Genomic DNA, 21,034 nt, shown 5'->3' with positions numbered 1-21,034 from the left:
AAATGGATTGATAAAACAACACTCCCAGCCCTTAACGATAAAGGCGCGTAGTGTTGTTCGCTATGTTCCGTTAATCATACAGCTTTTTGATTAAACAGTCAATATGTATAGTTGGGATTTTTCTAAATATTTAATTCTATGACATCTCTTTTGTTACAAAACAGCTAATAAAAATTGTACAATATAAGTAGATCATTATGAGAATTCGGATTATAAAGGAGCAGGAACTGATGAGTGGAAAAAGCACAGAAGACTATATCAAAGAAGGGATTTATGGAACGAAATTACCTAAACAAGGTGAACGCGATCGCTTCCTCGGCACCTTGCGTGAGCGAATATTGCTTGCACTTACGACTGGACAAGTTATGAAGGGCAAAGGGCTGGTTGAATTGGAACGTGAGATGAATGCTCATCCAGATGCCTCATTGCTGTTGAATGGAGAAATAGCACACCAGTACTTCAAAGATATTAAGGCTGCTGCCAAGAAAAATAATATTCCATTCACTTCGATAACAAACGAAGAAAAGAATACGGACATCGGTGCTGTCCTGACTCTTGATAAAGCGATTGATCGTGAGAATATTTTCTTACAGGAAAAAGAGCCTGCTCTTGAAACAAACAATGCACCGAAGCAGCAATCACTCTTAAAAAAAATCAAAAGCTGGCTATCATAAATATAAAAAACCCCCTCGTGTCGAGGGGGTTTTTTATTATTTCTGTTCCTGAAGTACTTCTTCGCGAGCTTCTTTCGCTGCTTGAACCATTACTTTCAATGCATCGATTGTTTCTTTTTCTTTACGAGTTTTTAGACCACAGTCAGGGTTAACCCAGAACTGCTTAGGTGAAATTGTGTTCAAAGCGCGTGTGATGTTGTGCTTCACTTCTCCGACACTTGGAACGCGTGGGCTGTGGATATCATAAACACCAAGACCGATTTCTTTTGTGTATGTGTTATCTTCGAATGTCTGAACGAGTTCACCATGGCTGCGTGAAGTTTCAATAGAAATTACATCAGCATCAAGCGCATCGATTGCATCGAAGATATCTTTGAAGTTCGAGTAGCACATATGCGTATGAATCTGCGTGTCAGCTTGAACAGTTGCAGTAGACAAGCGGAACGCGTAAGCCGCAGCATCAAGGTACTCTTCCCACTTAGTCTTGTCTAGTGGAAGACCTTCACGAAGTGCTGGTTCATCAACCTGGATAATTTTGATTCCCGCTTCTTCAAGTGCTTCGATCTCTTTGCGAATTGCCAAACCGATCTGGTTCATGACTGTTGCTTCAGAAGCATTATCATGTACGAATGACCAGTTTAGGATTGTGCAAGGACCAGTAAGCATACCTTTCATTGGGCGGCTCGTAAGTGACTGTGCATAAACACTTTCCTTAACTGTGATTGGCTCTTCCCAATAAACATCTCCGAAGATTAGTGGTGGCTTAACACAACGGGAACCGTAAGACTGAACCCAGCCGTATTGTGTAACACCAAAGCCTTTAAGCTTCTCACCGAAGTACTCAACCATGTCATTACGCTCGAACTCACCATGTACAAGAACATCGATATCAAGCTCTTCCTGGATTTCAACCCACTTCTTGATGTTGTCTTTAACGAATGTTTCGTACTGTGCGTCAGAAATTTCACCTTTGCGCCACTTAGTACGAGTCTGCTTAACAACAGCCGTCTGAGGCAAGCTTCCAATCGTTGTTGTAGGAAGAAGCGGCAAGTTGAAACGCTCATCCTGTGCTTTGATGCGCTCTGCGAATGGTTGTGCACGCTCTGCATCTGCTGCTGTAAGGTTAGCTGTGCTCTTCTTAACATCTTCATTAGAACGATGGCTTGCATTTACAGCTTCAAGAGCTTTTTTGCTATCTTCGAATGCTGCTTTTGCAGCTTCTCTGCCTTCGTTTGCAGCTTTTGTAAGAGAAACGATTTCCTGAAGTTTTTCATCAGCGAATGAAAGGCCTCCAAGGATAACAGAATCAAGCTTTTCTTCAGGTTTTTTAGAAACTGGTACATGAAGTACAGAACATGATGGCTGGATGATCAAACGGTCTTCAGAAACATGTTCCTTAATTGCTTCGACAAGGTCGAATTTCGCATCAAGATCTGCACGCCATACATTACGTCCATCAATTACACCGGCAGCAAGTACTTTATCTTTCGGGAAGCCATTTTCTTTAAGCTGCGCAAGAGATTCTTTTCCGTGAACGAAGTCAATACCAATCGCCGCAACCGGAAGTTCAGTGATTTCTTTGTAGTTGAACAAGCGCTCGAAGTATGTCTGGAAGATAATCTTAATTCCAGGGACTTCCTTGCTGAACGTTCCGTATACCTCTTTAGCATATTCAATTACTTCGCTAGAAGCATTTGTAGAGAAGATTGGCTCATCAATCTGAACCCAAGTAGCGCCAGCTTCAGCGAGTTCTTTAAGAATCTGTACATATAGTGGTACGAACTGGTTTAGAAGAGAAGCAAACTGCTCCGGCTCATAACCTTTAGAAAGTTTCAAGTATGTGATTGGGCCAAGGATAACCGGCTTTCCGTCAATGCCAAGCTTTTCTTTAGCTTCTTTGTAGTAAGCAAGTGCACGGTTTTCAACAAGTTCAGGCTTAGCATGATCAAGCTCAGGAACCATGTAATGGTAGTTCGTGTTGAACCACTTTGTCATTTCAGATGCAACTGCATCTTTCACACCACGAGCCATAGCGAAGTATGTATCAACGTCCACTTTTCCGCCTTTGTAGTTGTAGCGTTCTGGAACAATACCGAATGTAGCTGACGTATCAAGCACATGATCATATAGAGAGAATTCGCCAACAGGAATTAGATCGAGGCCGAATTCCTTTTGTTTCTTCAAGTTGTTTAGACGGATTTCATCTGTCTTTGCAATAAGTTCTTCCTGTGTGCTTTCCCCGTTCCAATAATTCTCAAGAGCTCTCTTCCACTCTCTCATTTCACCGATTCTCGGGTAACCCAAGCTTGAGCTGATAACTTTAGACATATTATTTTCCTCCCTGATTTCTATTTTTTTGAGAATGCTATGTTCAAAATGCTGATGGGCATCTATTTTACTGAAGTTGATCATGTATGCTGAATATCGCCGGCATGCACCCCCTTCAAGTCATTGTTTAGTCTGCTGTTTATATATTCAACAAGTTTGACACTAACGTCATAGCGCATGAAAGGCGTGATAAGGTAAATTCCTTTAAAATATTCCAGTGCGGTATCCAAAAGATCCTTGGAAATATCAATGCCAATTTCTATTGATTTATCTTTGTCTCCGCGAGCTGACGCCATTCTATCTCTTACATCATCAGTCAGCTTGATGCCTGGCACTTCGTTATGAAGGAACTCAGCGTTTCTTGATGAGGTAAGTGGCATGATGCCTATATAGATTGGAGCTTCAATATGTTTCGTTGCGTTAGCAAGTTCTATGATTGTTTCCTTGCTATAGACAGGCTGCGTCAGGAAATAGTCAGCTCCAAAACTGATCTTACGTTCAAGTCTTTTTACTGCCTGCTCCATATTTTTGACATTTGGGTTAAATGCAGCAGCTACTGAGAAATTCGTCGATTTTTTTAGCGACTTGCCCGAGAAGGAAGTTCCTTCGTTGAACTGTTTGATCAGCTTGATCAGTTCAAATGAAGTGACGTCGAACACGGAAGTAGCACCTGGGAAATCACCTATTTTCGTCGGATCGCCAGTTATTGCCAAAATGTCATGCATTCCGAGTGTGTGCAGTCCCATCAAATGAGATTGCAATCCAATCAGATTACGGTCCCTGCAAGTGAGATGGACGAGTGGTCTCATATCACATTCCTGTCTTACCAAGGTCGCCATTGCAGCATTGCATATACGAGGACTGGCAAGAGAGTTGTCAGCAAGTGTGACCGCATCGACTCCAGACGCCTTCAAAGCTCTTACCCCATCCAGAAATTCCTCTGTATGCAAGTGTTTAGGTGCATCCAGTTCTACAATTACAGAATGGCGTTTCTTCGCAATTTCATGAAGCGGTTTTTCCTTCTTGCTTCGTTTTTCCCTTATTGCAACCGGGTGCGGTTTCTCCTCAACCTGCTTCTCAGCAAGTGGTGTAACACCACGCACTCCTTCAGCAAGAGCTCTAATATGTTCAGGCGTTGTACCACAGCATCCGCCAATCAGCCGAACACCTTCATCCCTGAAGTCCTGAGCACATTTTCGGAAATAGTCAGGATGATTAACATATTCCAACTTACCCTCGCTATAGGCTGGAAGACTAGCGTTCGGATATGCTGCAAGAAAAGCATGATCAAGCAACGGAACTTCTTCCAGTGAACGAACCATATGATATGGGCCAAGACGGCAATTGATTCCTACAACATCCGCTCCATGTTTCTCCAGTTCTTGTAATGCTTTTGCAAGTGGCATGCCATTTTCCAAAGTTCCGGCTTCATGCATGGATACATTAGCTATAATCGGAATATCTGTTATCTCTCTTGCGATATCGAGTACCATGATCAGTTCATCAAGATCATAATAAGTTTCAAGAAGAATGCCATCGACCTTCTCCATAAGCAGACAATAAAGTTGCTCGCGGAAACTTCTTTTAATCTCTTCTTTAGAACCGAGCAAAGACTGTGTACCGTGAATTCCACCAATTGTTCCAACGACAAATGCCTCATCACCAGCTGCCTTCCTAGCAAGTTGGACAGCTGCTTCATTGATCTGCTTTACTTTGTCCTCGAGACCATATCTGGCTAGCTTAATATAGTTCGCCCCGTACGTATTCGTCTGGATCACATCGGCCCCAGCTTCAATATAGGCGCGATGTACATTCAAAACCTGATCCGGATGCGTCAAGCACAATTCCTCGAAGCAGCGATCGACGCCATAAGAATAGAGCAGCGTTCCCATCGCTCCATCGCCAATAAGGATTCGTTCTTTCATTGCCTCCAGCAGTTTCAATTGTTTTGCACTTCCTTGGCTCCGACTTTGTTCAATGCCTGGTCAAGATCATCAATTAGATCACGGGCATCTTCAATGCCGACAGAGACACGGAGCAATGTATTTGAAAGACCGTAAGCTTCTCTTGTTTCACGAGGTATATCCATATGAGTCTGAGTTACCGGATATGTAATCAGACTTTCGACACCGCCGAGACTTTCAGCAAAAGTAAACAGTCTGATAGCACGCAAGAATGGCACCACTTGTTCTTCCTGTTTGACTTCAAAGCTGAGCATGCCTCCCTTTCCTGGATAGAAAACCTTCTGTACTTGCGGATGGGACTCTAAGAATTCCTTGATTTGCTTTGCGTTGCTTTCATGTTGCCTCATTCTAAGTGCAAGTGTTTTCATGCCTCGAATGGTGCTCCAACAATCAAATGGCGCTAAAACGCCTCCGATTGCGTTATGGAGGTGGAACAGCTCTTCGCACAATTCCTCACCCTTTGCTGCAACAAGTCCGGCAAGAACGTCGTTATGTCCTGCGAGATACTTTGTAGCGCTATGAATGACGATATCTGCACCTTCTTCCAACGGCTTTTGCAGAAGTGGTGTATATAATGTATTGTCAACTATTGTCAAAATTCCATGTTTTTTAGCTACTTTAACGACTTCACTGATGTCGACAGTACTCATGAGTGGGTTTGTAGGTGTTTCAATGAAAAGTGCCTTTGTATCATTCTTGATCAGGCTTTCCAGCTCACCGTAATCATCATTGGCCCAGTAATCAAAGCTAAATCCATAGTTTTTCTCATAAAGTTCAAACAGACGATATGAGCCTCCATACAAATCACGAGAAGCGACAAAATGTGCGCCTTTTTCAAATAATGAGAAAACTAATTGCATAGCTGCCATTCCTGAACTGCAAGCGTAGCCTCTATCCCCATTCTCTAATCTTGCAATTGCATCTTCAAGCACATCACGTGTCGGGTTACCTGTACGAATATAATCGTATCCAGTAGCCGCAGTGTCGTCCTTCGTATGTTCATGTCTATACGCGGTCGAGAAGTAGATTGGCGTATTAATAGAACGGAGCGGTTCTTCTCTTCTGTTGCCGATCTGTACCAGTTCTGTTTCTGTCCGTAATGTCATTCTCTCCAACCCCTCTCACTATTCTTTGAAGGAGGAAATCCTGCAAAAAAAGAGCCACCTTCGGGAAAAAAGGCGACCTTTAATATGTATAATCAAGGACTCCTCTCATCTCCCAAGTTATCAACTTGTTGGAATTGGCACCTTGACTGCATAATGCAGACGGTTGCCGAGGCTTCAAAGGGCCAGTCCCTCCACCTCTCTCGATAAGAAAATTGAATCTTTCAACTAAATATGAAATTTAATATATCATATCTGTTTTCTTATATTTACGCAATACCTTTTTGTAAATTTTTTAAAAAATTCAATAGATTGTTTATATCCCGAATTTACACGCTATGTATATGTTTTATACAGAATGTGCAGAACTCTCAACAAGTGAAAGGAGATGGAGATAAAAGAGAAGTGATTGGCGGGCGACTTCCGAATTTCGACACTCGTTGCTCGCTGCTTGTTCCAATACATATTTTTTTAAATCGGAAGATAGCGAAAGTTCGTGGACAGTTTTTTTTCTAACTGTTTCAAGAAATTCCATGTATTCAGTGAATTCATGACCAAAATGATCAGCTATTTCATCACGTACTTTACGAGCAAGAATGGGACTCGCCCCTTCTGTAGCTACGGAAATGGATAATTTCCCTCGATTTAGTGATGCTGGCACATGGAAATTACCAGCATGCGGATCATCAGCAATATTGACAAGCTGGTGGGGAGCTGCAGCTGAAGCGACAAGCTCGTTTACCTCAGAGTTACCGGAAGCCGCCATGATTATGAAGGCACCATCCAAATCAGCCGGCTCAAAGAGTTTTTGCTGCCACTCCAACTGACCTTGTTCATGAAGTTCGTATACCTCCCGGCAAACATCCGGGCTGACAACCTTCACAACGGCTCCTGATTTGAGAAGACGCTGAATTTTGCGCCGGGCTACAGAACCGCCTCCTATTACAACGGCGGTCTTTCCAGAGATATGCAGTGTTATGGGATAAGTATCCATAATGTACCTTAAACCATTTCAAAAGCCGTCTTGGAATCAAGCAATTCATTTGCCCGTTCCTGAAGAACCTCTGCAATGCTTGGATGATAGCCAAGACTTTCACAAAGGATGAACTCTTGCTCGGAGTCTGGAAGTTTTTCAAGCTCTTCCTCAATTTCATACATGACAAGGCCACTGAACAATAGATAAGGGACGATGAACACTCTCTTCGCACCGCTCTCTTGAGCTGTCAGAAGTGCTTCCCGCAGCTTTGGCTTGGCACCATACATGAAACTGATTGCAACTTCCTTAAAAGGGTGCAAGCTTTGCAAATCCTCAGCAATACTAGTTAGATCCCGTTTCACTTCAGGGTCACTGCTGCCTCTTCCAACTAGAAGAACCATATCCTCATAGCCGGGTTCGCCTTTCTCCTTAACCCTGTCTAAAAGTGCATTCGTAATTTTTTTATGGATACCGAATGGACGACCATATTTGAATTCAATATGAGGATAAAGATTTTGAGCCTTCTTCAATTCATCAGGAATATCCTTTTTGGCGTGCATTGCCGTCAACAATAAGATTGGAACAACCGAGATACACGTTGCCCCCCGGTCAACACATCGTTTGATTCCTTCCAGAATATCTGGCTCGACAAGTTCCAAAAAACAAGATTCCTGGATTGGCGCTTCGACACCTTCCTTGCCTCTATCTATAAAATCAAGCGCCTCTGCGACCCCCTGGGGGACCCTAGTTCCATGACCTATATATAGTACTGCTTCCATCTTCGCTTCCCTCCTTGCATTCAGATCATTGCTTCATTCTCGGCAATTTGTTCTTCAAACCATTGAAGCTCTTCGCGAAGCTTAACAACCTCTCCAACAACAATCATGCTTGGATTTTTCACTTTCTTTAATGCAGCAATTTCTACAATATTATCAAGTGTTCCAACAACAGTTTCCTGATTGCGTGTTGTGCCCCAATGTACAAGCGCTACAGGTGTTTCTGGATTTTTACCATGACGGATAAGCTGTTCGGAAATATACGGGAGATTCCCGACCCCCATATAAATTGCAAGTGTATCAATCCCTTTTGCGAGGCTTTCCCATTTAATAGCCTCTTCCCTGCCTTCACGCGAATGTCCTGTTACAATTGCAAAACTGGAACTGAGCTCACGATGTGTAACCGGTATTCCGGCATAAGCCGGGGCGGCAATGCCTGAAGTGATGCCCGGCACAATCTCAAAAGGAATGCCGTGCTCACGCAATGCTGCCGCCTCTTCCGCTCCTCTTCCGAAGATGAATGGATCGCCGCCTTTTAATCTCGTGACGACTTTCCCCATTTTCACGTGCTTGACGAGGAAATGATTGATCGTCTCCTGCTTCATCGCATGATAGTCGGGGAGTTTGCCACAGTAGATTAGCTGGGCCCCTTCCTTCGCATGATCCAGCAGCTCTCTGTTGATCAGCCGATCGTATAAAATGACATCTGCTTCCTCTATGCTTCTGAGACCTTTCACCGTAATCAGCTCCGCGTCTCCAGGACCCGCTCCAACAAGATATACTTTACTCATCTGCTCCCTCTCCCCTCAGGTTCATGCGCTATGACGCAGTGACCTTCAAAACATTCAGGAATGAACTTCTGTTCCCTGCATTCCTTTTATAAGCACTTCAACAACTTCCGAACGACTGAATGTAGCCGGTGGATATTCTCCATTTCTTAGCATGCCGCGTACTTTTGTACCTGACAGAATCACATGCTTTTCCTTGTCATGCGGGCAAGTTTTTGCAGTTGCCATGTTCCCGCATGCTTCGCAGTAGAAGGAATGTTCAAAGAACAGCAGTGTGATCCCCAGTTCTTCTTTCGTATAATGACTGAAAATCTTCTGTGCGTCATATGTGCCGTAATAGTCACCTACACCTGCATGATCCCTTCCAACAATGAAATGTGTGCAGCCAAAGTTCTTACGGACCATCGCATGGAAAATCGCTTCACGCGGACCCGCATAACGCATCGCCGCAGGGAAAACACCAAGGAAAACATGGTCTTCCGCGTAGTAGTTCTCAAGAAGGACTTCATAACTTTCCAGTCGGATTGGCGCTGGAATATCGTCAGACTTTGTCTCGCCGACGAGCGGATTCAAGAATAGACCATCAACGATTTCGAGAGCTGTTTTCTGAATATACTCATGAGCGCGGTGGACAGGATTTCTCGTCTGGAAGCCGACAACCGTATTCCAACCCTTCTCCTGGAAAATTTCGCGAGTTTTTGCTGGATCGAAATAATAAGAAGCAAATTCCGGATCATCAACACGTTTGACAAGTGTTATTTCACCGCCGATATAGAAGTCAGGTCGCTCAAGCATTTTCTTCACACCTGGATGAGCAAGCTCAGTTGTGCGATAAACTTGCTCTGCTTCCTTCTGCTTATCAGGAGCAAACTTATCCGTAATACGGATTGAGCCGTATACTTCACCGTTATAAACTAGCTTTGCTTCATTGCCGATTTTAAGGCTTTTCTGCTTCTCAGCCGTAACCGGAAGCGCAATAGGTATGCTCCAAGGCTCACCTGTGGAAAGTCGCATATCATTAACAACTGCATCATAATCCTCTTTATTCATAAATCCTGTAAGAGGGCTGTATGCACCTGTACCCAAAAGCTCCAAGTCACTCAGTGCCATTGCATCCAGTTCAATTGTCTGCTCAATTGAAGACAAATCTTTTCCAAGTTCGATACGGTTGACGAGAACTCCGCCATGTGGTTCGCTTAGTGCCATTGCTTTAATCCCCCTTGGTCTATTCGTGGAAATTCGTTCCATCGGTTGTCGCCTTCACATAACCGGCGCGGATTGTGAAGTCTCCGAAGCGTTCTCCGTCTTCTCGTTCTTTCGCATAATGCTTAAGAAGTGTTCCTAGTTCACTAAGAATTTCCTTCTCACCAATATTCTCACGATACATCTTGTTCAGGCGGTCTCCGTTGAAACCTGCACCAAGGTACATATTATATTTACCAGGCGCCTTCCCTATGAAGGCAATTTCCCCAAGTGCTGGTCTTGAACAGCCGTTTGGACAGCCTGACATACGAATGACAATCTCGTCTTCTGTAAGACCGTTCTCATCAATAACCGCTTCAATCTTTGTAAGCAGTTCCGGCAAATAGCGTTCTGCCTCTGCCATTGCAAGACCACATGTCGGAAGTGCTACGCAAGCCATTGAATTGCGACGCAATGCTGACAAATGTTCTCCCGCTGTCAAATTATACTTTTGAGCTAGCCCATCAATAAGATCTTTTTGATCTTCCGGAATATTGGCAATAACCAGGTTCTGGTTCGCCGACAGACGGAAGTCACCTTTGTGTACTTTTGCAATTTCGCGCAGGCCAGTCATAAGCGGATAGCCTTCCTCATCCTTCACACGGCCGTTTTGGATAAATAGCGTGAGATGCCACTTGTCATTCACACCTTTTACCCAACCATAACGGTCACCATTATGGTCAAAGTGGAAATCCTTCGCTGGAGCAAGTTCCCACCCAAGGCGGCTATGCAGTTCATTCTTGAGCCAATCTAGGCCACGTGCATCAATCGTATATTTGAAACGTGCATTTTTACGTACCGAGCGGTTACCATAGTCGCGTTGAATTGTAATAATCGTTTCCGACACTTCTACAATCTGCTCAGGAGTGATGAAGCCGATCAGTCTGCCGAGCTGTGGATATGTTGCCGTATCCCCATGTGTCATTCCCATTCCGCCACCAACAGTTACGTTGAAGCCTTCGAGCTTGCCGTCATCACCTAGGATGGCGATATAGCCAAGATCTTGCGAGTATACGTCCACATCATTAGAAGGTGGGACAGCAATGCCAATTTTGAACTTCCGCGGCAAATACACTTTGCCATACATTGGCTCCTGCTCTTCTTTTGTGTCTTCCACTTTTTCTCCATCAAGCCAAATCTCATGGTAGGCATTAGTACGTGGTGACAAGTATGCACTCAGCTTGCTTGACCATTCATACACTTCCTGATGAATTTCAGATTGATAAGGATTCGGATTGCACATGACGTTACGGTTTACATCACCGCAAGCTGCCAGTGTGTCCATCAGAGCATCATTGATTGAACGAATTGTCTTTTTCATATTCCATTTAAGGATTCCGTGAATCTGGAATGCCTGACGTGTAGTTAGCTTGAGAGTGCCATTGCCGTATTTATGTGCCAAGTCATCCATGACGAGCCATTGATCTGCTGTTGCTACACCACCTGGAGCACGTACTCGCAACATGAATTGATACGCAGGCTCAAGCTTCTGACGAGCACGTTCAGCACGCAAGTCACGATCATCCTGCATGTAGCTGCCGTGGAATTTCATGAGCCTATTATCCCAGTCTGGTATGCCAGCACTGATTGGCTCCTTAATCATTTCTGCCAAAGAACCGCGCAAATAGTTACTTTCGACTTTAATTTCTTCAACATCACTTGGTGGTCCATGATCGATATTCGGGTCGATTTTAATGTCTGACATCTTCATGCTCCTTCCTTCTGAAACTTAGTAAACATCACGTAAGTAACGCTTTTCCGCTTGTAGATTGGATACATATTCTGCTGCCTCTTCAGGTGTCTTGCCGCCTTCTTTTTCAACGATTTCAAGCAAGGTCTGATGAACATCATGAGCCATATGTTCTTCGTCTCCACAAATATAAAGAACAGCACCTCTTTCAAGCCAATCATAAAACTCTTTGCTGTTTTCCTTCATGCGATGCTGAACGTATACCTTCTCATCTCCATCGCGAGAGAAAGCAAGGTCAAGCTTTGTGAGCACTCCATCTTTGAGCCAGTTTTGCCATTCAACCTGATAAAGGAAGTCCGTGACAAAATGCTGATCTCCGAAGAATAACCATGAATCTCCGCCAGCTCCGATTTCTTCGCGCTCTTCCATAAATGAACGGAACGGAGCAATCCCTGTCCCTGGTCCAACCATGATAATCGGTGTGTCAGGATTTTCCGGAAGACGGAAATTATTATTCTTCTGAACGTAAATCGGCAATGTCTCGCCCGTTTCAATTCTATCGGCGACATGCACTGAGCATACTCCGGAACGATCTCGATCATGTGCTTCGTAACGAACTGTTCCAATAATCAGATGCACTTCATCCGGGTTCGCCTGATAGCTGCTTGCAATAGAGTACAGGCGTGCCGGCATTTTGCGAAGAATGCTTGTCAGCTTGTCAGCCGGAATGCTCTGCAATGAGTAGTTGCGGATAACATCAAGCAGATCGCGACCATATATGTACTCGCGCAATTCACTATCATCCTCAGCTTCAAGGAGAAGTTTGATTTCTTCATTAGAAGTAAGTTCAGCAATTTTCTGAAGAAGTGGCTTTGTAACAACCGTAATTTCATAGTGTGATAGAAGTGCATCACGCAGCGAACATTCCGGTTCATTTGCCTTAATACTAATTGGTGTTTCGGGATCCCAACCGAATTCAGCAATGAGCTCATCGACAAGAACAGGGTCATTTTTCGGATAGATACCGATACTATCCCCAGGTTCAAACGTCAATCCGGACCCTTCAAGGGAAAGCTCGATATGATGGTTCTCTTTATTGGAACCTCGTCCATTCAGGTTAATGTTCTCAAGAACTTCGGCCTGGAATGGATTTGTCCTTGAGTATGAAGAAATCGCTGGAGTTCCAAGATTTGCTTCACCAACAACCGGTCTACCGACAGCTCCACCACTTTGTTCTTCCAACTTTCCAAGTACAGCAGCAAACCATTCTGCTGCCGGTTCATCAAAGTCAAGATCACAGTCAACTCGTGGTGCGAGTTTGCTTGCTCCCAGTTCCTCCAGGCGCTCATCGAATTCCTTCCCTGTCTGGCAGAAGAATTCATAAGAACTGTCTCCCAATGCAAGAACAGAATAGTTAAGCTCTTCAAGTTTCGGAGCACGTTTGCCTTTCAGGAATTCGTGGAATTGCAATGTATCATCTGGCGGATCCCCTTCACCATGTGTACTGACGATAATAATAAGATTAGACAGCTTCTTGAGATCACGCGGCTTGAAGTCGCTCATAGAACTAGTCTTCACGTCAAAAGCGCGTTCTTCAAGTTGTTGCGAAAATTGTTCAGCAAGTCCCTGACTATTCCCAGTCTGTGTGCCATACAGAACGGTAATCTCTTTTGTTGCAACAGGCACTAACGCCTGAGGTGCGGGCACTGTTTGAAGCGCAGCACCAGCTTCAGCAAGCCCTTCAAATGGTGCAGCAGTCAAATAACCGCTGAGCCAAAAACGCTGTTCACCCGTTAGCCCGGGCAGGATTTTATTAAGAAAATCGACCTGCTCCTGGCTGAAAGGGCTGTTCGTTACTTGCAATCGCATCTCTCTTCCACCCCATGAAATATATATTTGCAAACATTGTTGCCATGGCTGTTTATTGCTTAATATGCAGTCCGCATTCTGTCTTTCCTTTGCCTGCCCAGCGTCCATCACGGCCGTCACCCGGCAACGTGCATGGTGCACAGCCAATACTCGGGTACCCCTGGTCATGTAGAGGGTTATAAGGGAGATTATGTTCCTTCACATAGTCCCAAATATCCTCCCAAGACCAATGAATAAGCGGGCAAATTTTGACAGATTGGAAATTCTCGTCAAGGTTGACAAAGTTCGTGTTCGCCCGCGAAGGTCCTTGTGAACGACGCAAACCGGAAAGCCAAGCAGTCGCACCGCTCAACACCGCCTGGAGCGGAACAACTTTGCGGTAATAGCAGCATCGGTTCGGCTGGACTTCCCATAGCTTTTCTCCGAACTTCTCCCCTTGTTCTTCAACTGTAAGCTCTGGCTTTTTCAGTTCAATTTTCAAATCAGGATAGCGTTCTTTCACCTTGTCAATCAGCTCGTATGTCTCTTGAAAATGAAGTCCTGTATCAAGGAAAACTACCTTCGCATCGGCTTTTGCCTTTGTAATCAAGTCGAGCATAACAACGCCTTCCACCCCAAAACTGCATGCATAGATCAACTCATCATCATAGTTGTCATAAGCCCATTTCAATACATTCAAGGCACCCTTCGTAGCATTGTCAATCGCAAAGCCATCCTCTTCATGCCAGTCCTCGTATGTCGGTTTTGCCATGCCACTCTCTCCTTCCAGGTAATCTATCTCTTTACACAGGGTTTAATGCCAGATTAAGCAGTAAAATAACCAGCATTCTCAAGATGATTAATTAGCTGATCCACACATTCTTCTACGCTGAGAGCGTCGGTATCTAGAATGATTTCAGCATTTGATGGCTCCTCATATGGAGCGTCAATGCCAGTAAAATTCTTGATTTCCCCGTTACGCGCCTTTTTGTAGAGGCCTTTTGGGTCACGCGCTTCACATGTCTCAACACTTGCCTTCACATAAACTTCTATAAACTCGTCAGCTTCCAGCAATTCCCGGACTTGATTCCGATCCGCACGGTAAGGTGAAATGAAAGCAGTAAGGGCAAATAATCCAGCATCGATGAGTAGTTTGGACACTTCTCCGATACGACGAATGTTCTCTGTTCGGTCTTCCTCACTGAAACCAAGATTCTTGTTCAACCCGTGACGAATGTTGTCACCATCCAGGCGATATGCCCTAATCCCTTTATCAAACAGAGCTTTATCCAAAGCTACAGAAATTGTCGATTTGCCTGAACCCGAAAGGCCAGTGAACCAGATAACCGCACCTTTATGGCCATTTTTCTGCTGACGATCCTTCTTTGTCACCTCGGAGTCATGCCAAACAATATTAGTGGACTCTCCCATTTCCAGACACCTCTTTCATTGATTAAAACATTACCTATGCCTTACTTCTCTCTTGGCAACCGGGAAACGCTTTTTTTCTGTTGAATCAATTTGTGTTATTTCATTTTCATGAATTGTAATGCTCACTGCTCCATATTCCAGCTCTTCAATTACCGATAGTATATATTGGAGTTTCTTCTCATCAACTTTCGCCATGGTAACCTCCATTGCAAAGCCTCGCGTCAACGTCAATTTATAAATAACCTATAAAATTACTTGGTTTTAGGCATATTCCATCCCAATGAATGCTCTCTCTAAGCCAGGGGATTCCACCCACGTTTCAAAACTTGTGAATAGACAGAATATTTTTGAGTTAAATAGATACTACATTGCTAAAGTCAGCATGTCAAGACACTTTTCCCGATAAAGTTGATATGATTTATGAGTTAATAAAAAAACACGCCAGATTATGGCGTGTTTTTTTATCTTACAAATATTTTTTTCGAAGGTCAGCATTGCTCTGTGGTGAAAGGTATGCTGGTGCAACATCATAGACTGTCTTTGCACCTGTAAGACCTTCTTTGTTCATGCGGTGAGCTGCTCGCGCATACGCAACAAGCACACTCGCTGTAAATTCAGGATTGCTTTCCAATTTCAAGCTGAATTCCACAATCTGATTTGTGTTTTCGCCTGTTTTTCCGCTGCGGATAACAAAACCGCCATGCGGCATTGTGTTATGGTCGCGCTTCAATTCATCTTCACTGATGAAATGAACAGTAGTTTCATACTCATCGAAGTAGTTAGGCATTGTTTTGATTGTTTCTTCAATCTTCGCTTTATCCGCTCCATCTTCTGCAACGATAAAGCATTCACGTGTATGCTTATCGCTAGTGGAAAGCTCAGGATTTTCACCATTTCTTACGCGCTCAATCGCTTTTTCAGATGGAATTGTGTACTGGACACCATTTTTAACACCTTCAATGCGGCGAACAGCGTCAGAATGTCCTTGGCTAAGCCCCTTACCCCAGAACGTATATGTCTCGCCTTCTGGAAGGAAGCTCTCTGACAATACACGATTGATTGAGAAAAGACCTGGATCCCAACCAACTGAAATAATGCTTGTTTTGCCATTCGGCTTTGCTGAGCTATCAACATTCTCGAAAAACTCAGGGATGCGTGCATGCGTGTCAAAACTGTCTACTGTATTAAACAGCTTTGCGAATTCTGGAGCTTGTTCTGGCAAATCTGTAGCCGACCCTCCACATAGAAGCAAAACATCAATATCGTCTACATGCTTTTCAGCATCGTCCACGTGTATAACTTTAGTATTCGGATTGACTGTCTTTACGCTCTCAGGAGATCTTCTTGAGAAGACAGCGACAAGTTCCATGTCTGGTTGTTGTTGAATTGAGGCTTCGGCTCCTTTTCCAAGGTTTCCGTAACCAAGTATGCCGATTCTTATTTTCTCACTCATGGATTCATTCCTCCAAAATGTATAAAGATGCATTCAAAGCAAGTCCCTTTGACTTGTTTATATACTATCTTTTTTTATTTGCATGTGCAATTCCTGAATTCCTAAACAACCAAATTATTCGAATGCACGGAGCAACTGATGACTCCGGAGCAGAGCAGTGAAAACCTCCAGAGCCTTCGTCTGAAAAGGTGAGTTTGTGATGATTGAAAACTGGCGTTCAAATGGCAAACCTGCAATCTTTACCATTTTAAGCTCACCGTATTCTAATTCTTTTTGTATAGCCCACCTGGATAGAAGGCTGATGCCAAGTCCAGCTTTGACCGCCTCCTTGATCGGCTGATTGCTCCCGAACTGCATAAGTCGAACCGGTTCAAATTCAAATTGTTCGAACATCTCATCCATAGCTTCTCTAGTACCAGAGCCTTTCTCCCTCGCAATCCAAACCATATCCTTTGTTGCCTCAAGTTCCAAAAGTTCATTTCCATGATTAAATATCGGGTGATCCGGTGAAGCTACAGCATACATAAAGTCATTTCCAAGAGGCTGCAGTTCCAAGTGGTGATTCAGCAACTTGCCTTCTACTATCCCTGCATCAAGCTGATGTGTATCGACAAGATTTGCAATTTCGGTAGTATTTCCAATGATCACCTCAGGCTCGATATCCGGATATTCCCGTTGCAAAGTTGCAATGATCCACGGTAGTACATACTCTCCAAATGTATGACTCGCCCCAATTGTGAGCGGTCCTCTCGCTTTCTTGGTCAAGTCATCGACGAGGTTATGCATCTTCTCATATAAACCAATAATTTCTTTAGCATGATGGTAAACAATTTCTCCAGCTTTGTTCAATCTTACGTACTTATTTGTGCGTTCCAGCAAGCGTGTCCCCATCGTCTCCTCAAAAGCCCGGATGTATTGACTCACAGCAGGTTGAGTCATATGCAGCTCCTCTGCTGTACGCGAAAAACTCTTCTTTTCAGCTACCGTTACAAATACTTTTAATTGCTGATCCATGCATCAGCCTCCGTTCATTGCGATTTACTTATCATTATTATATTTATTATTTATTTTTCTTATATTAGGTTCTCCCCTATTATTGAAGTCAGGAGGCGTATATTTATGGACACAACAGCGTATCATCAATCAAAGAAACAACCATCTCCAATATCAAAATGGCTTGGCGGAGTTGCTTTTACTTTCTTAATTGCTCTTCTTGGCTATTTGCTTGCAAAAGTTCCTGGCTTCGACCATGTCGGCCAGCTTGCCTGTTCCATCATTATAGCCGTTGTCTACAGACAGTTTGCCGGATATCCTGAATTATTCAGATCAGGCATAGAATTTTCATCTAAAAAGTTGTTGCGGCTTGCTATTATCCTTTACGGTCTAAAATTAAATATGAATGTTGTATTTCACGATGGGCTCAGTCTGCTGCTCCGTGACGCAGTCATCATTATCTTCGCAATCTTTTTCACTATTTGGCTTGCCAAACTACTCAAAGCTGACAAAATGATCTCTCTACTTCTCGGTGTAGGAACTGGGATCTGCGGTGCTGCAGCCATTGCCGCAGTTGCACCGATAGTGAAGTCCAAGGATGAAGATACAGCAATCGGTGTCGGGATTATTGCGCTCATTGGCACAGTTTTCTCTGTAGGCTATACATTGCTCCACCCGATTATCGGACTTACAGATATCCAGTACGGCATATGGTCCGGCATGAGCTTGCATGAACTTGCCCATGTTGCCCTAGCGGCTGCACCAGCTGGAGAAGATGCCCTTGCTATCGGCCTGCTTGCCAAACTCGGCCGCGTGTTCCTACTCATTCCTGTCTGCTTCATTTTTATTCTCATTATGAAGCGTAAAAATAAAGACGATGAAGAAACGGCAAAAGTTGAATTCCCGTACTTCTTGCTTGGTTTCATTTTGCTAAGCTTCCTAGGCTCGTATGTATTAGGACACATCATACCAATCCCAGCTGGCACATTCGAAGTAGTCGCCAATGTAACAACTTGGCTCCTTACAGCTGCAATGGTAGGTCTTGGTCTAAACGTAAACTTAAAAGATTTGCGGACAAAAGCTCTTCGCCCGCTAATCGCCATGATTATTACATCTATCCTTGTATCTACCATCGCATACTTCCTTGCATAGTCATTGTAAAAACTGCCGTTCACCCCTGAATCGGCAGTTTTTTTGTTTAACTGACAAGCTTAAAGAGGTTTAGGAAAATTCAAATTAGGAAAACAGTTAACAGAATACAGTAATTCCACTAATTATGTTTCACAATGCCAACACGTATGGAAATTGTATAAAACATGTATATATTAATCTTTTATGCAATGCATATTCATGTTACTCATAAAATAACCTTAACAAATCAAGCTTTTGATACAATTCAGTCTTTTTATAAATATACTATTGATTTTATTTTTATACAGTTTTATAATAAAAAGCAACTAATTATTACCGAGGGGAGAAGAATAGATGAAGATTTCAATTATTGGTGCAACTGGATATGGAGGTGCGGAACTTATTCGTATCTTGCATCAGCATCCGGAAGCAACAATCCACTCCATTCATTCTTCGAGCCAGCAAGGGAAACCGCTCCACACGAGTTATCCGCATGTTCAAGATGCTGTTAATTTGGAGCTTGAAGACATTGACCCGGTAAAGATCGCCAATGAGACGGATGTCGTTTTTGCAGCGACGCCTTCAGGGGTTTCCTCTAAGCTTATCCCTCAGTTGATGGACGCAGGAGCAAAAGTAATTGATCTATCAGGTGATTTCCGCCTTAAAAATACTGAAACTTATGAATCATGGTACAAAAAGCCAGCCGGTGACCAAAAGAGAGTTGCTGAAGCCGTCTATGGTTTAACAGAATGGTTCGCAGATGATGTGAAAGATGCACAGCTCGTTGCTAATCCCGGATGTTACCCTACCGCCACACTTCTTGGACTCGCTCCACTCGTAAAGAATGGAATTATTGATTTGGACTCCATTATCATTGATGCGAAATCAGGTGTAAGTGGTGCTGGCAGGGGCGCTTCACCTATCGCTCATTTTCCCGAGATGAATGACAACTTGAAAGTATACAAGGTGAATGAGCACCAGCATATTCCTGAGATTGAACAGACTCTTGGAAGGTTCAATGCCTTAACTGGTCCTGTCAGTTTCACGACACATCTTGTCCCAATGACACGCGGCATTATGACAACAATGTACGCTAAAGCGACTGAAGATTTTGATATTGATAAACTCCATGATTTATACAAAGAGACATATGCAAATAACTATTTTGTACGTATCCGCGAGAAAGGCCTCTTCCCGGGAACTCGAGAAGTATGCGGCTCTAACTTCTGCGATATCGGCCTTGCCTACTGTGAGCGTACTGGAAGAATTACAGTTGTGTCTGTCATCGACAATGTCATGAAGGGAGCAGCCGGGCAGGCTGTACAGAATATGAATGTACAATTCGGACTTGATGAGACAACAGGGCTTGACTTCCTTCCAATCTATCCATAATAGAGAGAATTGAACCAGGGGAGAGAATTTGCAATGACTATTAAGAAAATATCCGGAAACATAACAACCCCGCTCGGGTTCAAAGCAACCGGACTTCATTCCGGCGTCAAAAAAGAACGAAAAGATCTCGGACTAATTATCTCTGAGCAGCCTGCCTCAGCAGCTGCTGTCTATACATTAAACGCAATTAAAGCGGCGCCTCTCCGCCTTACAAAGGAGAACATCGGAGAAACAGGTCGAGTGCAGGCAATCATAGCCAATAGCGGCAACGCCAATGCATGTACTGGTCCGCAAGGTGATGCTGACGCTCTCACAATGCAAGAGGCAACTGCTTCACTCCTTAACATACAATCAAATCTTGTTGCTGTTGCATCTACTGGCGTTATCGGTCAGCCGATGCCAATGGATATTATTAAGCCAGCCATTGAAAAACTTGTACCCGAAAAAGATGGCGCTGAAGAGTTCTCAGAGGCCATTCTGACAACTGACACATTCGCCAAAACAACCTGCTATGAAGCAGAAATCGCAGAAAAAAAGGTGACACTTGCCGGAACCGCCAAGGGCTCTGGCATGATTAAGCCGAATATGGCAACAATGCTCGGCTTTCTTACAACGGACGCTGAAATTGAGCCGCAATATTTGCAGCAGGCGCTTTCGGAAGCTACAGACACCACATTCAACTGTATTACCGTAGACGGTGACACTTCAACAAATGACATGGTTATTGTTATGGCAAATGGTCTTGCGCGCAATGATTCACTGACGCCCGATCATCCCGATTGGCCAACGTTCACCAAGCTGATCCAATCTGCATGTGAAGACCTGGCAAAGCTCATAGCTCGAGATGGCGAAGGCGCTACGAAGCTCATTGAAGTAGATGTACAAGGCGCGATCAGTGATACGGAAGCCGTACAAGTCGCAAAATCCGTTGTCGGTTCCTCCCTTGTTAAAACGGCGGTATATGGAACAGACGCCAACTGGGGACGCATTATCGCTGCAATTGGCTATAGTGGTGCCTCAGTCAACCCCGATACAATTGATACATCAATCGGTCATATACAGATGTTAAAAGACAGTCAGCCACTGGATTTTTCTGAAGAAGAAGCTACTGCTTATATGGAACAGGATACTGTTCTAATTACCATTGATTTAAAAAACGGAGAAGGTTCCGGAAAAGCCTGGGGTTGCGATTTGACTTACGATTATGTGAGGATCAACGCAAGCTATCGTTCATAAGGAGGAAAA

At 43.8% G+C, this 21,034-nt stretch carries 18 protein-coding genes and 1 riboswitch; of the genes, 4 read left to right on the top strand and 14 right to left on the bottom strand.

Translation table 11 applies throughout. The features are described 5' to 3' along the window. Positions 1 to 230: 230 nt before the first annotated feature. On the top strand, positions 231 to 674 hold the full coding sequence (locus QR721_RS02110) for a YueI family protein (RefSeq protein ID WP_348028711.1): 444 nt from the start codon (positions 231 to 233) through the stop codon (positions 672 to 674). Between the two features lie 36 nt (positions 675 to 710). Here the strand turns inward: QR721_RS02110 and metE are convergent, their stop codons facing one another. The 14 genes from metE to QR721_RS02040 form a co-directional block, all read right to left on the bottom strand. Further along, a complete protein-coding gene (metE, locus tag QR721_RS02105; protein WP_348028709.1) occupies positions 711 to 3,002 on the bottom strand; it encodes a 5-methyltetrahydropteroyltriglutamate--homocysteine S-methyltransferase in 2,292 nt (763 codons plus the stop codon). A gap of 80 nt (positions 3,003 to 3,082) precedes the next feature. After that, a complete protein-coding gene (locus QR721_RS02100) occupies positions 3,083 to 4,945 on the bottom strand; it encodes a bifunctional homocysteine S-methyltransferase/methylenetetrahydrofolate reductase (protein ID WP_348028707.1) in 1,863 nt (620 codons plus the stop codon). After that, positions 4,942 to 6,072 carry an aminotransferase class I/II-fold pyridoxal phosphate-dependent enzyme gene (locus QR721_RS02095; RefSeq protein ID WP_348028705.1) on the bottom strand — a complete coding sequence of 377 codons (1,131 nt, stop codon included), beginning with the start codon at positions 6,070 to 6,072 and terminating at the stop codon, positions 4,942 to 4,944. Before QR721_RS02095 ends, QR721_RS02100 begins: the two co-directional genes overlap by 4 nt. A gap of 102 nt (positions 6,073 to 6,174) precedes the next feature. Beyond that, positions 6,175 to 6,282: riboswitch (SAM riboswitch) on the bottom strand. Positions 6,283 to 6,418: 136 nt separating this feature from the next. Continuing rightward, a complete protein-coding gene (locus QR721_RS02090; protein WP_348028703.1) occupies positions 6,419 to 7,063 on the bottom strand; it encodes a precorrin-2 dehydrogenase/sirohydrochlorin ferrochelatase family protein in 645 nt (214 codons plus the stop codon). Positions 7,064 to 7,071: 8 nt separating this feature from the next. Further along, a complete protein-coding gene (locus tag QR721_RS02085) occupies positions 7,072 to 7,824 on the bottom strand; it encodes a sirohydrochlorin chelatase (RefSeq protein ID WP_348028701.1) in 753 nt (250 codons plus the stop codon). 20 nt (positions 7,825 to 7,844) lie between these two features. Further along, on the bottom strand, positions 7,845 to 8,612 hold the full coding sequence (cobA, locus tag QR721_RS02080) for a uroporphyrinogen-III C-methyltransferase (RefSeq protein WP_348028699.1): 768 nt from the start codon (positions 8,610 to 8,612) through the stop codon (positions 7,845 to 7,847). A gap of 54 nt (positions 8,613 to 8,666) precedes the next feature. Beyond that, positions 8,667 to 9,815: a sulfate adenylyltransferase gene (gene sat, locus QR721_RS02075; RefSeq protein ID WP_348028697.1), complete on the bottom strand. Its 1,149-nt coding sequence runs from the start codon at positions 9,813 to 9,815 to the stop codon at positions 8,667 to 8,669. Positions 9,816 to 9,834: 19 nt separating this feature from the next. Next, positions 9,835 to 11,556, bottom strand: a complete 1,722-nt coding sequence (cysI, locus tag QR721_RS02070) for an assimilatory sulfite reductase (NADPH) hemoprotein subunit (protein ID WP_348028695.1) — start codon at positions 11,554 to 11,556, stop codon at positions 9,835 to 9,837. Between the two features lie 24 nt (positions 11,557 to 11,580). Then, positions 11,581 to 13,410, bottom strand: a complete 1,830-nt coding sequence (locus QR721_RS02065; protein ID WP_348028693.1) for an assimilatory sulfite reductase (NADPH) flavoprotein subunit — start codon at positions 13,408 to 13,410, stop codon at positions 11,581 to 11,583. A 52-nt stretch (positions 13,411 to 13,462) separates the two neighbouring features. Continuing rightward, positions 13,463 to 14,161, bottom strand: coding sequence for a phosphoadenylyl-sulfate reductase (locus tag QR721_RS02060; protein ID WP_348028691.1), 699 nt, complete (start codon positions 14,159 to 14,161; stop codon positions 13,463 to 13,465). Between the two features lie 53 nt (positions 14,162 to 14,214). Beyond that, positions 14,215 to 14,820: an adenylyl-sulfate kinase gene (gene cysC, locus QR721_RS02055; RefSeq protein ID WP_348028689.1), complete on the bottom strand. Its 606-nt coding sequence runs from the start codon at positions 14,818 to 14,820 to the stop codon at positions 14,215 to 14,217. 30 nt (positions 14,821 to 14,850) lie between these two features. Continuing rightward, positions 14,851 to 15,015 carry a YezD family protein gene (locus tag QR721_RS02050; protein WP_348028687.1) on the bottom strand — a complete coding sequence of 55 codons (165 nt, stop codon included), beginning with the start codon at positions 15,013 to 15,015 and terminating at the stop codon, positions 14,851 to 14,853. A gap of 271 nt (positions 15,016 to 15,286) precedes the next feature. Beyond that, entirely contained in the window at positions 15,287 to 16,273 is a 987-nt protein-coding gene (locus QR721_RS02045) for a diaminopimelate dehydrogenase (protein WP_348028685.1), read from the bottom strand. A gap of 114 nt (positions 16,274 to 16,387) precedes the next feature. Continuing rightward, entirely contained in the window at positions 16,388 to 17,287 is a 900-nt protein-coding gene (locus QR721_RS02040; protein WP_348028683.1) for a LysR family transcriptional regulator, read from the bottom strand. A gap of 105 nt (positions 17,288 to 17,392) precedes the next feature. Between QR721_RS02040 and QR721_RS02035 the strand changes: the two genes are divergently transcribed. From QR721_RS02035 to argJ, 3 genes are all read left to right on the top strand, one after another. Next, positions 17,393 to 18,418, top strand: a complete 1,026-nt coding sequence (locus QR721_RS02035; RefSeq protein ID WP_348028681.1) for a YeiH family protein — start codon at positions 17,393 to 17,395, stop codon at positions 18,416 to 18,418. 333 nt (positions 18,419 to 18,751) lie between these two features. Then, positions 18,752 to 19,789 carry an N-acetyl-gamma-glutamyl-phosphate reductase gene (argC, locus tag QR721_RS02030; RefSeq protein WP_348028679.1) on the top strand — a complete coding sequence of 346 codons (1,038 nt, stop codon included), beginning with the start codon at positions 18,752 to 18,754 and terminating at the stop codon, positions 19,787 to 19,789. Between the two features lie 33 nt (positions 19,790 to 19,822). Continuing rightward, positions 19,823 to 21,025: a bifunctional ornithine acetyltransferase/N-acetylglutamate synthase gene (gene argJ, locus QR721_RS02025; protein ID WP_348028677.1), complete on the top strand. Its 1,203-nt coding sequence runs from the start codon at positions 19,823 to 19,825 to the stop codon at positions 21,023 to 21,025. The last annotated feature ends 9 nt before the right edge of the window (positions 21,026 to 21,034 follow it).

This window comes from Aciduricibacillus chroicocephali, assembly GCF_030762805.1.
In the GTDB taxonomy this organism is placed as follows: Bacteria; Bacillota; Bacilli; order Bacillales; family Amphibacillaceae; genus Aciduricibacillus; species Aciduricibacillus chroicocephali.
The sequence above is the reverse complement of the archived record's forward strand: the minus strand, read 5'-3'. Positions and strand labels throughout refer to the sequence as shown.